The sequence below is a fragment of the Leifsonia poae genome (assembly GCF_020009625.1).
GTDB lineage: Bacteria > Actinomycetota > Actinomycetes > Actinomycetales > Microbacteriaceae > Leifsonia > Leifsonia poae_A.
Genome location: NZ_JAIHLP010000002.1, coordinates 85,413 through 100,046, shown reverse-complemented (window position 1 = coordinate 100,046; position 14,634 = coordinate 85,413). Strand labels below are relative to the sequence as shown.

Sequence of the window (14,634 nt, the reverse complement as noted above, 5' to 3'; positions counted from 1 at the left end):
TTCGAACCTACCCTCTCGGTCTGGTGTCTTCGATCGACCCGGTCTCCTCGACCCGGTCGCGGGTGTCTTCGGCAGCCGAGTCGGCCTCCCCGGTCACCGATTCAACCACGACCACCGTCACGTTGTCGCGTCCGCCGGCCTCGATTGCAGCCTCGACGAGCGCATCCGCGGCATACGCGCCGCGTGTGTCGGCGAGGATGCGCGCGATCTCGGTGTCGTCGAGCTCCTTCGTGAGACCGTCCGAGCAGATGAGGAAAGTCTGACGGCCACGCGGTTCCACGAGCAGCACATCGGTGTCGACCAGGTCTTCGGCCCCGAGCGCTCGAGTGATCACGTTCCGCTCGGGATGCACGGCGGCCTGAGCCACCGTGATCAAGCCAGCATCCACCAGCTCCTGCACGGCCGAATGGTCCACGGTCAGCTGGTCGAGCTCCCGTCCGTTCCACCGGTAGACCCGGGAGTCGCCGACGTTCACGACCATCCACTGCTCACCGTTGTCGGGGACGCGCACGCGCACCACCCCGGTGAGCGTGGTGCCGGCGACGGCGATACCAGACTCCTCAGCGCCCGAGAGCGCACGCACTGCCGTGTTCGCCTCGTCGATCGCGGCGATCACCTCATCCGGTGTCGGCCGGGCGCCCGCGGGGAGCACTCGGGCGAGCGTCGCCACGGCCGCCTGGCTCGCGGCGTCGCCGCGGGCGTGACCGCCCATCCCGTCGGCCACGACGAACACCGGGTCGACGGCCAGCATGCTGTCTTCGTTGACCGAGCGCACCACCCCGACATCGCTGCGCACGCTCACGTCGACGGCTGACGTCATGGACCGGATTCCTCCCGAGTGGTGCGGGCCGGAGCCGGCGTCGATCCGGTCTCATCCGAGTCGTCCGCGTCGTCCGGGCCGTCACCGTGGATGGCCGCGGCGACGCTGGTGCCGCTGAGCTTCAACTTCACCAGACTTGCAATCGTAGCGACAGCCATGGCCGCGATGATCACCACGAGCGACGTCAGCGTGCCGATGTCGGGCGCCCAGCTGATGTGCTCACCCCCGTTGATGAAGGGCAGCTCGTTCTCGTGCATCGCGTGGAAGACGAGCTTCACACCGATGAACGCGAGGATGAACGCGATCCCGTATTTGAGGTACTCGAGCTTGTCGAGAAGGTGGCCGAGCAGGAAGTACAGCTGCCGCAGTCCCATCAACGCGAACACGTTCGCGGCGAAGACGATGAACGGGCTCTGGGTGATTCCGAAGATCGCGGGAATCGAGTCGAGAGCGAAGAGCAGGTCGGTGGTGCCGAGCGCCAGAAAGACGATGATCAGCGGGGTGAACATGCGATTGCCGTCCACCAATGTCCGGAGCTTGAACCCCTCGAACTGGTTCGACACCTTGAGCCGGGTGCGCAGGAAACGGATGAAGGCGCTGTCTTCTTGGCCTTCGCTGTCGTCGTGCTTGCTGAGGGCCTGATGGATCGCGGTGTAGAGCAGGAACGCTCCGAAAATGTAGAAGATCCAGCTGAAGCTGGCGATCAGCTGCGCTCCGAGGATGATGAAGACGCCCCGCAGCACCAGCGCGATGATGATGCCGACCATCAGCACTTCCTGCTGGTACTTCTTCGGCACCGCGAACCGGCTCATGATGATCACGAACACGAACAGATTGTCGATGCTGAGGCTGTACTCGGTGAGCCAGCCGGCAAGGAACTGCCCGGCGTGCTCCGCATCCCCGATCAGGAACATCAGCAGGGCGAACACCAGCGCCAGGGCCACATAGAACGACACCCACAGTGTCGACTCCTTGGGGCTCGGGATGTGCGGCCGCTTGAACACGATCAACAGGTCGAACGCGAGAATCAGGAGAAGGACGATGAACGACCCGATCTCGAACCAAGCAGGAAGAGCAAGCTCCACGGGGAAAACCTTTCGAAGGGCGCTGAATAGCGGACCGAAAGTCTCTCCCGCACCCAAGAATCGGGTGCCGCCGTGCCCGGGATCGGAACCGATCCGTGATGACGTGCACAGCGCCGACCCTGCTGGGCCGTCCGGGATACTCCCCTTCGCGTCTCCTATTCTACAGGAACCTCCCCGTCATCCCGCACCGGACTGTGACCCGGTGGTCGCGTCCGTTCTGCAGGATGAATATCGGCCACTCCACGCACGCCGCGCGAACCGGGCCGGCATCGACCAGACGAAAAAACCCGGACACCAGTGAATGACTGGTATCCGGGCTGTTGGTGACCCCAGCGGGATTTGAACCCGCGTTACCGCCGTGAGAGGGCGACGTCCTAGGCCGCTAAACGATGGGGCCGTTTTTGCAACTCAATGAGTATGCCACATTCCCGACACGGGTTCCAAAACGGGGCGGGCATCCGGGCGTGGCGGCTCAGACAAGCACGCCGAGGGCGCCCGGGACGGCGGAGATCTCCACCGGCAACGGCCCGATCCGCTCCCCGTCGGCGTAGGCGATGACGTTCGGGGCGTCCAGCGTGAGGGTGCGAACCGTGCGGAAGGAGACCTGCGGCAGCGTCGTATGTCTTCCGGAGAAAACTTTGGGGAAGACCCGCAGGAACGCGAAACGCGACATCGGCGTCACGACGAAGAGGTCGAGCATCCCGTCGTCGAGGAGCGCATGCGGCACGATGCGCATCCCGCCGCCGAGCGAGCGGTTGTTCGCCACCGAGATGAGCAGTGCCTCTGTCGTCCACGGTGCACCGTCGGCGACGATCTCGTATGGGATCGGGCGCAGGGTCGCCAGCTCACGCAGCAACGCGACGATGTAGCGGCTGCGGCCTCGCGGGCGTGTCATCAGATTGGCGCGCTCATTGACGATCGCGTCGAAACCGGCCGACACCACCCCCACGAACCAGGTGGACAGTTCACCGTGCCGGATCCGGCCGGCGTCGATGATTCTGGGTGGGCGGCCGAGCGCACCGAGCAGAGCATCGATCGCCGCCTCGGTGTCCTTCACCGGGATCCCCAGCCCGTCGGCCACGTCATTGCCGGTGCCGCTCGGCACGATCCCGAGTGGCACCGGCGTTTGCGCCACGATGTTCGCACCGAGGTTGACCATGCCGTCGCCGCCGACCACCACGAGCGCATCGGCACCGGCCTCCACCGCGCGCGCTGTCTCGCGCCGGAGCAGCTCGATGTTCGGCTGGTCGATCTGGACGACCGTGTGACCGGCTTCGGTCAGTCGCGCCACCGCCCGGGGGCCGACCTCGCGCCGATGACCGAATGACGCCATCGGGTTGATGGCGACGACGATGGTGAGGGAGACCATAGCTCACGATTATGGCGGAGCGGCACGGCCTCGGCTCCCCCGGCGCTCCCGCCACCACGGAGAATGCCGGCGACACGCCATCGGAAGATCCTTCGGGGCGGATCTTCCGATGGCGTGTCGCAGGCCTCTCCGGCAGAGCGGGCTAGATGCGGATACGGCGGAGCAGCTGGGCGTTGAGTGCGACCACGATCGTCGAGACCGACATCAGCACAGCCCCGAACGCCGGCGACACCAGGATGCCGATCCCGGTCGCCACGCCGGCCGCCAATGGGAGCGCGACCACGTTGTAGCCGGTGGCCCAGGCCAGGTTCTGCAGCATCTTGCGATAGGTCGCAGCCGAAAGCGTGATCACCTTGGCCACACCGCGCGGGTCGCTCGAGGCGAGCACGATCCCGGCCGACTCAATGGCGACATCCGTTCCCGCACCGATGGCGATCCCCACATCCGCCTGGGCGAGGGCAGGAGCATCGTTGACGCCGTCGCCCACCATCGCCACCCGCGAGCCGTCCTTCTGCAACTGCGCAACGGTGGCCGCCTTGTCGCCGGGCAGCACCTCCGCGAAGACCTCATCGATGCCGAGCTGCCGTGCGACGGCTTCACCGACCTCGCGCGAATCACCGGTGAGCATCGCCACCCGCACACCGCGATCGTGGAGCAGCCGCACGGCCTCGGCCGATTCGGCGCGCACGACATCGGCCAGTGAGATGAATCCGATCACCTCGCTGCCGTGGATCACGTACACGACCGTCTGGGCCCGGCCCGCCGCTTCACGGGCGGCCTCGGCGAGGCGATCTGACGGAGCGAGACCGCGTTCCGCGAGCAGGCGGGGTGCGCCGACCGTGACGGACACGTCGTCGATCACTGCGGTCGCCCCGCGACCTCCGAGCGCCTCGAATTCGTCCGCGCGCACCAGCGCCACCCTGCGCGTCTTCGCCTCGGTGACAATGGCGCGGGCGATCGGGTGCTCTGCGGGGGCCTCGACCGATGCCGCGAGCGAAAGCACCGCATTCTCGGGCTGGCCGTCCGCCGTGACGACGGCGACGACACCCTGGCGCCCCTCCGTGAGCGTGCCTGTCTTGTCGAACAGCACCACGTCGATCAGCCGGGCATCCTCCATCGCGTGCCGATCGCGGATCAGCAGACCGTTCCTCGCCCCGATGGCCGTCGAGATCTGGGCCACCAAAGGAATGGCCAGCCCCAGCGCGTGCGGGCACGCGATGACGAGCACGGTGACGACGCGTTCCAGCACGAACGATGGGTCGCCGGGTCGCAGAATCGCCCACACGACGAGGGTGAGGGATGCGGCGGCCAGCGCCACGTAGAACAGCCACGCCGCCGCCCGGTCGGCAAGCACCTGAGTGCCCGACTTGCTCGCCTGGGCGTCCGAGACGAGTCGCATGATCCCTGCCAGCGCAGTGTCGCCGCCCAGCTTGGTGACCCGCACCACGAGCGATCCCGTTCCCGAAATGCTCCCCGCGATCACCTGTTCACCGACCGTACGCGAAACAGGTTTCGACTCACCCGTGAGGAGGGACTCGTCGAGGTCGGAGCGACCGTCGACGATTTCACCGTCGACGGGAACGCTCGAGCCCGGCCGCACGCGCACCAGGTCGCCGAGCGAAAGTGCGCCGACGGGCACCGTCTCGGTCGCGCCGTCGACTCCCCCGATGACCCGCTCCGCCTCGTCGGGCAGCAGCTTGGCCAACTGCCCGAGAGCATCCTGCGCGCCCATCACTGCCGACATCTCGATCCAGTGACCGAGCAGCATGATCAGGATGAGCGTGGCCAGCTCCCACCAGAAATCCATGCCGTGCAGGCCGAAGGTCACGGCGAGGCTGTAGCCGAACGCGACGACGATCGCGAGCGAGATCAGGGTCATCATTCCGGGGCGGCGCGAGCGGAGCTCGTCGACCGCACCGCGGAGGAACACGAGGCCGCCGTAGAAGAAGATCGCAATGCCGAAGACCGCCGGGATGAATTGACTACCGGGAAGCGGGGGCCGTGAAGGCCGAGGATCTCCTGGAGGCCGGGCGAGAACACCATGGTGGGCACGGTGAGCACCAGGGTGAGCCAGAACTTGCGGCGGAAGACCACCGGATCGTGGCCGGCGTGATCGGAGTGGCCGGCATGGTCGGCGTGGTCGGCGTGGTCGGCGTGGGGCTCGTGGTCCGTGTGCTCGGATGACGTCATCTCGTTCATATCCACGACACAACGATACCCCTCCCGGGTATATTCCTCCAGGAGTTGCAGCGACAACGGAATGGGTATTTCCTGGAGCCATGAGACTGACGAAATTCGAACATGCCGCCCTCCTCCTCGAAGACTCCGGAAAGAAGCTCTTCGTCGACCCCGGCTCGTTCACCTCTCCGCTCACCGACACCGCCAACACGGCGGCTGTGGTGATCACCCACGAGCACGCAGACCACTGGACTCCGGAGCAGTTGAACCGCATCCTCGACCTCAACCCCGAGGTCCCGATCTTCGCGCCGGCCGGGGTAGCCGCGGCCGCCGGTGACTTCGACGTCACCGTCGTGTCGAACGGAGACACCGTCGAGGCCGGACCGTTCACCCTGCGATTCTTCGGCGAGAAGCACGCCGTGATCCACTCCAGCATCCCGATCGTCGACAACGTCGGCGTCCTCATCAACGACGAGCTCTACTACGGTGGCGACTCGTTCACGATCCCCGAGGGTGTCGACGTCGATCTGCTCGCGGTTCCGGCGGGCGCACCCTGGCTGAAGATTGCGGAATCGATCGATTACGTGCTCGCCGTCAAGCCCAAGCGCAGCTTCACGACCCACGAGATGGTGCTCGCCCGCGCCGGAAAAGACATGGCGAACGGCCGCGTGAAGTGGGCGACGGAGCAGGGCGGCGGTGAATTCATCGCCCTCGAGCCCGGCGACTCGCTCGACATCTGATCACGGCCGCGGGCGGGTGACGTCAGGTCGTGGTGCGGAGAGTCAGTTCGAGAGCGCCGTCGGCCGTGGTGAGGTCGAGAGAGACGGTGACCGAGGCGAGCTCGGCCAATGAGGCGAGGTGCGTACCGCCGCACGGGATCTCGACGACACCCTCCGGAAGCTCGCAACGCCAGGTGCGACGATCGCCCAAGCCGTCGCCGGCGCGGGCGATCGTCACCGGAGCACCGGATGCGACCCAGCCGGCCAGCAGCTCGTCGGCGCGGGCGGTCACCCCGGCCAGCCTGGGCTCGAGCTCGACCGCGGCGAACCCACTCTTGCGCAGGCTCTTGCCTATGCGGTAGCGGTCGACTGAGCCGCCCGCCACAATGCGCGACTCGACGATCGCGAGCTGGTCGAAATTCGGAAAGCCGCGCGCGTCGAGCGGAACTTCTTTCGTCCACAGTCCGGCGAGGGCTTCGTTCAGCGCCAGGGATGCCAGGTGGCAGGCGGTGTGGCCGGCTGAGAGCGCGTGCCGCGCATCCGCGTCGACCGTCACAGTGGCCGTCGCCCCGATGTCGATACCGGCGACGTCGCCCACGACGTGGCAGACGACGAAGGCCCAGCCCTCCGTTCCGGTTCGCACCGGTGCGTCACCTACGAAGAGGGTGCTGCCGTCGGTGGCGCCCACGACCGCGTCGAGCACAGGATGCGCGACACCGTTCATCTCGAGCGTCCCCGTGTCTGCCGGCTGGTCCGGCCAGACCGGATCGACCGGGTGGAACGCCGTGCGGTCGAGCACGACGACCACCCGGCCGTCCGCCAGCAGCTCCAGATGCACGACCGTGCCCGTGGAGGTGACGGCGCCGTCGGGATAGCTGACGAAGGTGTCCTGGCGGGGAAGGCTCATCCCCCCAGGCTACGACGTGAGCGAGTCGACGTACTTCTGGTTCTCCTGCATCCACCTGGTGACGATCCGGTCATAGTCGCCGGGCTTCGCGCCGTTGAACATCGCGTTCTCGAGCGAATAGAGCCGGTCGGAGTCGAGCTTGAATCCCTTGATCCAGCCGGCGACCTCCGGGAACCGTTTCTCGAAGCCCGTGCTCGCGATCGAGTGGATGGACTCCGCCGTTCCCAGCGTGTTCTTCGGGTCTTTCAGGTCTTTCAGGTCGAACTGGTCGTACGCCCAGTGCGGTCGCCACAGCGTGACGGCAATGTTCTCCTTGTTCTTGATCGCGCTGGTCAGCTCGGCAAGCATGGCCGGCGTCGACGAGGTGACGAAGTCCAGCTTGCCCAGTCCGTACTCCGGGATCACCTTGTTCTGTGTCGCTTCGGTCAGACCCGCTCCCGGTTCGATGCCGACGAGACGGTCGCCGAATTCAGCCGAGTGGGCCGCGAGCTCGTCGAGCGAGTCGATCGGGGCGTCTTTGTTGACGGCGATCGTCAGCGTGGCCTCCTTGTTCCAGGCGCCGAGATCCACGAGCGAGTCCCGGTACTTGTCGAGATACGCCGCGTGCGTCGTCGGCAGCCAGCCGTCGAGGGCCACGTCGTAGTCTCCTGTACTCAACCCGGCGAACGCGGGGCCGGCGTCGGCATACTCGAAAGTGACCTGGTACCCCTTTTTCTCCAGCACCTGCTTCCAGAGGTACGAGGCAGCCTCGCCCTCGGGCCAGCCGTTGAACACCGCGACCGTGATCTCGCCCTTGCCGCCGGTGTGCTGAACCGCCGCGGCGATCCCGCTGCCGGCGATGGCGACGACCGCGACCGTTCCGATCGCGATGGCGATCCGGCGCGGCACTCTGGCGTTCGCGCCGGACCGTTTCCGAACCGCGCCCGCAGCCGCTGTGAGCCGGTCGAGGATGATGGCGAGGATCACGACCGCGAGGCCGGCCTCGAAGCCGAGACCCACATCCACTCGACTGAGCGCCTGCACGATGTCTCGGCCGAGGCCACCGGCGCCCACCATGCCCGCGATGACGACCATCGAGAGCGACAGCATGATCACCTGGTTCACCCCCGCGAGAATGGACGGCATGGCCAGCGGCAGCTGGATCTGGCGCAGGATGCGGCGCGGAGACGATCCGAAGGCCTTTCCTGCTTCCACGATCTCGCGATCGACACCCCGGATGCCGAGCTCGGTCAGCCGCACACCGGGCGCCATCGCAAAGATGATCGTCGCGACGATCCCGGGGACGACGCCCACCCGGAACAGGATCAGTGCGGGGATCAGGTAGACGAATGCGGGCATCGTCTGCATGAAGTCGAGGATCGGTCGGATGATCGCCGAAGCGGTCTTGTCGCGGGCCGCGAGGATCCCGAGCGGAACACTGATCGCGATGGCGATCACCGCCGCCACGAGCACGAGCGCGAGGGTGTCCATCGCGTTCGACCACTGGTCGACGCCGACGATCAGGAGCAGGCCGACCGCCGTTCCGACGCCGAACACCCACCCGCGCAGCCAGACACCCAGGGCGGCGAAGATCAAGATGATGCCCCAGAACGGCGGGGTCTGGAGGATCCAGTCGGTGCCGTCGTAGAGCCCGGTGAACACCGTACGGACGACGTCGAACACCGGGCTGAAGAACTGGGTGACGAAGTCGACGACGCTGGTCGCCCACTCGCCGAGCGGCAGACGGATGCCCATCAGCGCACCCCCTCGACAGCAACGCCCGGCGCGGTGTCGCGCAAGGTCTGGTTCATGACATCGATCGGGATGGTCGTGGCCGGCTGCACGACGACCGGGATCTCCGTGGTGGAGCTCGTCACATTGCCGAGCGCCGCCAGCAGGGTCACACGCGGGATGACCCCGAGCAGCCGCGTCTTGTCGTCCACGACGGCCAACGGGAGTTCGCTCTCGACCGAGAGCCCGACGATGTCGCTGAGCACCTCATCGCGCGACACCGAAGCGATGTCCTCCCGGATCACCGCCTGCAGATCGCCCTGCCCTTCGCGCACCTGGCGCATCACGTCCCGGTCGCGGACGACGCCGAGCAGGCGACGGCCGTGCCCGACGACGAAAGCCGCCGAGGTCTGCAGGTCGCGCATGGTGCGCACAGCGGCGCGGGGGCCCGCGGCGACGGTGACGAGCGCACGCACGGGCTCCATCACGCTCGCCGCGGTGAGCACTCGCGCCCGGTCGACGTCGTGCACGAAGCTCTCGACGTAGTCGTTCGCGGGATCCATCAGGATCTCCTCCGGCGTTCCGATCTGAACGACGCGACCGTCGCGCATGACGGCGATGCGGTCGCCGAGGAACATTGCTTCGTTGAGATCATGCGTGATGAAGACGATCGTCGTGCCCAGCTGCGCCTGCAACTCGATCAGCTGTTCCTGCATCTCGCGCCGGATGAGCGGGTCGAGGGCGGAGAACGCTTCGTCCATGAGCAGCACATCGGTGTCGGCGGCGAGGGCGCGACCCAACCCGACCCGCTGTTGCATCCCCCCGGACAGCTCGCCCGGAAGCGTGTCGCCCCATCCGGTGAGTCCGACGAGATCGAGCACCTTCTGAGCCCGCTCGCGTCGTTCGGCCGGAGGGATGCCCTGCACCTCGAGCCCGTAGGCGAGGTTGTCGAGCACCGTTCGGTGCGGCAGCAGCGCGAAATGTTGGAAGACCATCGAGATGTGCCGTCGACGCACTTCCCGTAGTCGCTTCGCCGATGTGCCCGTGATGGTCGTTCCCATCACGTCGACCTGGCCGCTCGTGGGCTCCAGCAGCCCGTTCAGCAGCCGGATCAGGGTGGACTTGCCGGAGCCGGACAGCCCCATGACCACGAAGATCTCCCCCGCCTTCACGGTGAAACTGGCATCGATCACCGCAGCGGTGCCGCTGCCGGCGACTTCGTCGCGGGTGGCCCCGCCCTGCAATCGGCGCACGACGTCGCCGGGTTTCCGTCCGAATATCTTGTATAGGTTCCGTGCCTCGACGGCGACAGACTCGCTCACTTGTTCTCCGCGGCGCGCCAGGACGATCCCGGCGTGCTCCGTGGTTGCGCCCGGGTCTGCAGCATGAGCAGGCGGAGCCTCAAGCGAGTTCTCTTCGACTCGCGAGTCACCGGCTGCCGGCGCGACCTCGGGGTGCGCCCACACCGCCCGACCTTACGGAGCGAACGCGACCGATTCCGGTCTCACGACCACCGGGCGCCCGGCCCGCGGACTGGGTTTGCGGCCCCGGCGACCGCCGTTCCGGCAGACCAGGACACCCTCGACCGTATCAACCTGTGAGACCTCAAAGCCAATCGGGATTCGGGATCCCGGCCTGTATGCCTGCATCGGCATGTGCTGCGATCGCCGCCCTCGTGCCGATCTCACGGGGGCGCGGATTGTTTCGAACTTTCTCCCCCGAACGGGGCGCGAGTCGGGCAGACTCGACGATATGACAGACACAGCCGACCACGGATGGCAGCGCGTTCCGATCGAAGCGCAGAGCGTGGACGCGCCTCTGTCTCGCTCGGCCGTGTTCCTCGTCGTGCGGCTCGCCGCGGGAGCCGAGTCGCTGGCGACGGTGCGCGACGTGCTCTCGGACCTCTCCGGTCTGGTGAAGACCGTCGGCTTCCGCGATCTGAACGCACATCTCTCGTGCAACGTCGGAATCGGGGCCGACGTCTGGACGCCTCTGACCCGCGCAGCGAGACCCCGCGAGCTGCATCCCTTCATCGAGATCGCCGGTTCGGCCCACGCGGCGATCGCGACCCCTGGCGACCTGCTGTTCCACATCCGTGCTGAACGCAGCGACTTCTGTTTCGAGTTCGAGCGGCTGCTGCTCGATGCCTTGGGCGATGCGGTCGAGGTTGAGGATGAAGTCGTCGGCTTCCGCTACTTCGACTCGCGCGACCTGCTCGGCTTCGTGGACGGCACCGCGAATCCCACGGGAACCGAGATCGCGGGGGCCGCGCAGGTCGGTGCCGAGGATCCCGACTACGCCGGCGGAAGCTACGTGGTGGTGCAGAAGTATCTGCACGACCTGGCGAAATGGGGTTCGGTGCCGACCCAGCAGCAGGAGGGTGTGATCGGCCGCACGAAGCTCGACAATGTCGAGCTCGACGATGCCGATCACGGTCAGAAGTCGCACAAGACCCTTGCGACCATCACCGACGAGAATGGCGTCGAGCACGACATCCTGCGAGACAACATGCCGTTCGGCCGAGCCGGTCACGGCGAATTCGGGACCTACTTCATCGGGTATTCCGGCGAGCTGTGGGTGATCGAGCGGATGCTGCAGCGGATGTTCGTGGGCGATCCGGTGGGCAGCTACGACCGCATCCTCGACTTCTCCACTGCCGCGACCGGAACGACGTTCTTCGCTCCGACCCGCGACTTTCTGGACGCCCTCGCCGACTGACCGAGCAGAATGCCGCCGAGCACGATCGCCAGGCCGACCCCTTGGCGCAGACCGAGCGTCTCGCCGGCGACGACTGTGCCGAGCACCACCCCTGCCACCGGGTTGAGCAGACCGATGAGGCCGACCGTGCCGGCGCCGAGATGCCGCAGGCCCGAGAACCAGGCGATGAACGCCACGGCGGTGGCGATGACGGTCACGTAGGCGAATCCGGCCAGCGCCGCCGCATCGAGGTGCGGCGGCGCGCCCTCGACGACAAGAGCGAACGGAACGACGATCAGCCCGCCGGCGAGCAACTGCCACGAGGTCGAGGAGAACACGTCGACACCGTCGCTCCAGCGGGTGGCGAGCACGTACCCGATCGACGACAGCAGCATTGCGGCGAGCGACGCGAGAATCCCGAGCGGATGCACGCCCGTTCCGCCACCCCAGAGCATCACGGTCACGCCGATGGCTCCGATGACTGCTCCGATCAGTGCGAGCAGCCGCGGTCGCTCCGCGAGGAACAGCCGGCCGAAGCCCATCATGGCCAGCGGTGAGGTGGCCATCAGCGTCGAGGCGATACTCGACGGCAGCAATTGCGCGGCGGCGTAGACCAGGGCGAAGAACCCACCGGTGTTGAGCACGCCCAGCACTGCCGATCGCCACCACCAGGCCCCGCGCGGGCGGCGGCGACGCACCACGTACAGCAGCACGCCCGCCGGAAGGGCACGGATCACGGCCCCCCAGAGCGGTTCACCGGGCGGCAGCACGGCGTTGGTGATGTAGTAGGTGGATCCCCAGGCGAGCGGTGCGATGGCGGTCACGAGCATCCAGATCCATTTAGCTTCCATGGAAGTTATTTTATCTTCCCGGAAAGGTAAAGTGGGCGTATGGCCGCAGAATCCGTCGAACCCGACCGCATCGACCGCATCCAGGCCGAATGGGCGCGCGAACGTCCCGACCTCGACGTTCGCCCGCCGGGAGTGATCGGTCGCCTGCACCGCGTGGCCGATCACCTCACTCGGGAACTTGTCGCGGTCTACGCCGAATACGGTCTCAGTGAAGGCGACTTCGATGTGCTCTCCGCCCTCCGGCGCGCGGGCGAGCCCTTCGAACGGAGCCCCGGCGAACTGGCCGGGCACACCATGATCACGACCGGTGGCATGACCAAACGCATCGACCGGCTCGAAAAGGCTGGCCTCGTGACCCGCCGCGCTGACTCGACCGACGGGCGGAGTCGCGTCGTCGCGCTGACCGATCTCGGCCGTGCGACGATCGACGAAGCCTTCGCGCGGCACATGGCCAACGAACGCCGCCTCGTCGACCTGCTCTCCCCCGACGACGCCGGTCGCCTGGAAGAAATCCTCACCCGCTGGCTGGCTGCCTTCGAATGAGGAGCACGCTTCCCAGGCCGCGTCGACCTCAGTGGCGCAGTGCGTCCTCCAGGGCGACCCAGGGCAGCATGGCGCATTTGATGCGGGTCACGTAGCGCGAGACGCCAGCGAGGGCGACGGCATCTCCGAGCAGTTCCTCATCGCCATCGATCGTTCCTTTCGACTGCATCAGCTCGCGGAACGCGGCGATGCGGGCGGTCACCTGCTCGCGGGAGTCGTCGGCGACGACGGCCGCGAGCAACGACGCCGAGGCTGTCGAGATGGAGCAGCCGTGCCCCTCCCAGCTGATCGCGGCCACGCCGCCGTCCGCCGAAGGGTGCAGATTGAGCGTGACCTCATCGCCACAGGTCGGATTGAGCTGATGCGACGACGCGCTGGCGCCCTCGCGCAGCCCGAAGCCGTGCTTCTGCTTCGCATGGTCGAGGATGACCTGCTGGTACAGGTTCTGGAGGTCGGCTGAGCTCATCGATCGACTCCGAAGAACGTGCGGGCGTCGGCGACCGCCGCAACGGCGGCGTCCACCTCGTCCGCTGTCGTGTAGAGGTACGCGCTCATCCGTGTGCTCGCCGTCGCGCCGAAGCGTCGGTGCACCGGCTGCGCGCAGTGGTGGCCGACCCGCACGGCGATGCCGCGGTCGTCGAGGAACTGACCGACGTCGTGCGAATGGATGCCGTCGACGACGAAGCTGGCGAGTCCGACCCGGGCGACGTCACGATCGGGCCCGAGGATGCGCACCCCGGGAATCGCGCCGAGCCCGTCGAGCATCCGGGCGCCGAGCTCCTGTTCGTGGGCCGCGATCGCGGGAAGGCCCGCCTTCGTCAGATAGTCGGCGGCCGCTGCCAACGCGATCGCCTGCGACACCCGCTGTGTTCCGGCCTCGAAACGTGCCGGCGCAGGCAGATAGTCGGCCCCGTCGAGGGTGACCGTGGTGATCATCGACCCGCCGGTGAGGAAGGGCGGCAGCGCGTCGAGCAGCTCTTTGCGACCGTAGAGCACGCCGACACCCGTCGGTCCGAGCATCTTGTGCCCCGAGAACACGGCGAAGTCCACGTCGAGCTCGCGCAGGTCGAGTGGGAGGTGGGGAGCGGATTGGCAGGCGTCGAGCACGACGAGCGCGCCGACCACATGCGCAAGAGCCACCAGCTCGGCGACGGGGTTGATCGCTCCGAGCACGTTCGAGACATGCGCGAAGGCGACCACCTTGGTGCGCGGGCCGATCAGCTCGGCCGCTTCGTCGAGCCTCAGCTGCCCGTCGTCGTTCAGCCCGATCACCCGCAGCGTCGCGCCCGTCCTCGCGGCGAGTTCCTGCCAGGGGACGAGGTTGGCATGATGCTCGGCCTCGGTCGCCACGATCTCGTCGCCGGGCCCCAGCCGGAACCGCGCGGCGGCCGCGCCGCCGCGCCCCACGGAGGCGTTCGACAGGCCGTAGGCCACGAGATTGATCCCCTCGGTGGCGTTCGAGGTCCACACGATCTCGTCGGCGGCCACGCCGACGAAACGGGCGAGCGTCGCCCTTGCCTCCTCGAACAACTCGGTCGCCTCGCCTGCGACGGTGTGGGCGCCGCGGTGCACCGCCGAGGTGAGCTGTTCGACGAAGGCGCGCTCCGCATCCAGTACGGCCGACGGTTTCTGGGAAGTGGCGCCCGAATCGAGGTACACGAACGGATGCCCGTTCACCTCGCGGCCGAGGATCGGGAAGTCCGCGCGGAGGCGGGCGATGTCGAGTGTGTCTGTGCGCATTCTGTAGACCAGGGG

Annotated in this window: 13 protein-coding genes, 1 tRNA gene and 2 pseudogenes; 4 read left to right on the top strand and 12 right to left on the bottom strand. The window is 67.2% G+C overall.

The window, feature by feature from the left end; translation table 11 throughout:
• Positions 1-7 precede the first annotated feature (7 nt).
• From K5L49_RS01170 to K5L49_RS01150, 5 genes are all read right to left on the bottom strand, one after another.
• Complete coding sequence (locus K5L49_RS01170) at positions 8-820, bottom strand: PP2C family protein-serine/threonine phosphatase (RefSeq protein WP_223690214.1); 813 nt, start codon at positions 818-820, stop codon at positions 8-10.
• Entirely contained in the window at positions 817-1,905 is a 1,089-nt protein-coding gene (locus K5L49_RS01165; RefSeq protein WP_223690213.1) for a TerC/Alx family metal homeostasis membrane protein, read from the bottom strand. Before K5L49_RS01165 ends, K5L49_RS01170 begins: the two co-directional genes overlap by 4 nt.
• 321 nt (positions 1,906-2,226) lie before the next feature.
• Positions 2,227-2,302 (bottom strand) — tRNA-Glu (locus tag K5L49_RS01160).
• Positions 2,303-2,377: 75 nt separating this feature from the next.
• Entirely contained in the window at positions 2,378-3,274 is an 897-nt protein-coding gene (locus K5L49_RS01155) for a diacylglycerol kinase family protein (protein ID WP_223690212.1), read from the bottom strand.
• Between the two features lie 142 nt (positions 3,275-3,416).
• Positions 3,417-5,204, bottom strand: a complete 1,788-nt coding sequence (locus tag K5L49_RS01150; RefSeq protein WP_223690211.1) for a heavy metal translocating P-type ATPase — start codon at positions 5,202-5,204, stop codon at positions 3,417-3,419.
• A 71-nt stretch (positions 5,205-5,275) separates the two neighbouring features.
• On the opposite strand from K5L49_RS01150, the gene K5L49_RS01145 reads away from it, so the two are divergent.
• Both K5L49_RS01145 and K5L49_RS01140 read left to right on the top strand, forming a co-directional pair.
• Positions 5,276-5,458 carry a hypothetical protein gene (locus K5L49_RS01145; protein WP_223690210.1) on the top strand — a complete coding sequence of 61 codons (183 nt, stop codon included), beginning with the start codon at positions 5,276-5,278 and terminating at the stop codon, positions 5,456-5,458.
• 95 nt (positions 5,459-5,553) lie between these two features.
• On the top strand, positions 5,554-6,192 hold the full coding sequence (locus K5L49_RS01140) for an MBL fold metallo-hydrolase (RefSeq protein WP_223690209.1): 639 nt from the start codon (positions 5,554-5,556) through the stop codon (positions 6,190-6,192).
• A 22-nt stretch (positions 6,193-6,214) separates the two neighbouring features.
• Here the strand turns inward: K5L49_RS01140 and K5L49_RS01135 are convergent, their stop codons facing one another.
• The 4 genes and pseudogenes from K5L49_RS01135 to K5L49_RS01120 all read right to left on the bottom strand — a co-directional run bounded on the left by K5L49_RS01135 (position 6,215) and on the right by K5L49_RS01120 (position 10,110).
• The gene (locus K5L49_RS01135) at positions 6,215-7,078 is read right to left on the bottom strand and encodes a metal-dependent hydrolase (protein ID WP_223690208.1); all 864 of its coding nucleotides are present in this window, start codon (positions 7,076-7,078) and stop codon (positions 6,215-6,217) included.
• Between the two features lie 9 nt (positions 7,079-7,087).
• Positions 7,088-7,855 (bottom strand): annotated as a pseudogene (locus tag K5L49_RS20620) (glycine betaine ABC transporter substrate-binding protein); the annotation flags it as partial.
• A gap of 140 nt (positions 7,856-7,995) precedes the next feature.
• Positions 7,996-8,812, bottom strand: a pseudogene (locus K5L49_RS20615) (ABC transporter permease); the annotation flags it as partial.
• On the bottom strand, positions 8,812-10,110 hold the full coding sequence (locus tag K5L49_RS01120; RefSeq protein ID WP_223690207.1) for a quaternary amine ABC transporter ATP-binding protein: 1,299 nt from the start codon (positions 10,108-10,110) through the stop codon (positions 8,812-8,814). The pseudogene K5L49_RS20615 and the gene K5L49_RS01120, both read right to left, overlap by 1 nt.
• 430 nt (positions 10,111-10,540) lie before the next feature.
• On the opposite strand from K5L49_RS01120, the gene K5L49_RS01115 reads away from it, so the two are divergent.
• Complete coding sequence (locus K5L49_RS01115) at positions 10,541-11,506, top strand: Dyp-type peroxidase (RefSeq protein ID WP_223690206.1); 966 nt, start codon at positions 10,541-10,543, stop codon at positions 11,504-11,506.
• On the opposite strand, the gene K5L49_RS01110 is transcribed toward K5L49_RS01115, so the two are convergent.
• Positions 11,416-12,336, bottom strand: coding sequence for a DMT family transporter (locus K5L49_RS01110; RefSeq protein WP_223690205.1), 921 nt, complete (start codon positions 12,334-12,336; stop codon positions 11,416-11,418). The genes K5L49_RS01115 and K5L49_RS01110 overlap by 91 nt on opposite strands.
• A 39-nt stretch (positions 12,337-12,375) precedes the next feature.
• On the opposite strand from K5L49_RS01110, the gene K5L49_RS01105 reads away from it, so the two are divergent.
• The gene (locus K5L49_RS01105) at positions 12,376-12,879 is read left to right on the top strand and encodes a MarR family winged helix-turn-helix transcriptional regulator (RefSeq protein ID WP_223690204.1); all 504 of its coding nucleotides are present in this window, start codon (positions 12,376-12,378) and stop codon (positions 12,877-12,879) included.
• 28 nt (positions 12,880-12,907) lie between these two features.
• Here the strand turns inward: K5L49_RS01105 and sufU are convergent, their stop codons facing one another.
• Together sufU and K5L49_RS01095 are read right to left on the bottom strand one after the other, a co-directional pair.
• A complete protein-coding gene (gene sufU / locus K5L49_RS01100; protein ID WP_223690203.1) occupies positions 12,908-13,345 on the bottom strand; it encodes a Fe-S cluster assembly sulfur transfer protein SufU in 438 nt (145 codons plus the stop codon).
• Positions 13,342-14,619, bottom strand: a complete 1,278-nt coding sequence (locus tag K5L49_RS01095; RefSeq protein ID WP_223690202.1) for a SufS family cysteine desulfurase — start codon at positions 14,617-14,619, stop codon at positions 13,342-13,344. The genes sufU and K5L49_RS01095 overlap by 4 nt, the downstream gene beginning before the upstream one ends.
• Between the last annotated feature and the right edge of the window lie 15 nt (positions 14,620-14,634).

What these genes read in the sequence shown, in the direction of transcription:
- K5L49_RS01170 (WP_223690214.1), bottom strand. Translation starts at nt 820, where the DNA reads ATGACGTCAGCCGTCGACGTGAGCGTGCGCAGCGATGTCGGGGTGGTG.
- K5L49_RS01155 (WP_223690212.1), bottom strand. Translation starts at nt 3,274, where the DNA reads ATGGTCTCCCTCACCATCGTCGTCGCCATCAACCCGATGGCGTCATTC.
- K5L49_RS01140 (WP_223690209.1), top strand. Translation starts at nt 5,554, where the DNA reads ATGAGACTGACGAAATTCGAACATGCCGCCCTCCTCCTCGAAGACTCC.
- K5L49_RS01135 (WP_223690208.1), bottom strand. Translation starts at nt 7,078, where the DNA reads ATGAGCCTTCCCCGCCAGGACACCTTCGTCAGCTATCCCGACGGCGCC.
- K5L49_RS01115 (WP_223690206.1), top strand. Translation starts at nt 10,541, where the DNA reads ATGACAGACACAGCCGACCACGGATGGCAGCGCGTTCCGATCGAAGCG.
- K5L49_RS01110 (WP_223690205.1), bottom strand. Translation starts at nt 12,336, where the DNA reads ATGGAAGCTAAATGGATCTGGATGCTCGTGACCGCCATCGCACCGCTC.
- K5L49_RS01105 (WP_223690204.1), top strand. Translation starts at nt 12,376, where the DNA reads ATGGCCGCAGAATCCGTCGAACCCGACCGCATCGACCGCATCCAGGCC.
- sufU (WP_223690203.1), bottom strand. Translation starts at nt 13,345, where the DNA reads ATGAGCTCAGCCGACCTCCAGAACCTGTACCAGCAGGTCATCCTCGAC.
- K5L49_RS01095 (WP_223690202.1), bottom strand. Translation starts at nt 14,619, where the DNA reads ATGCGCACAGACACACTCGACATCGCCCGCCTCCGCGCGGACTTCCCG.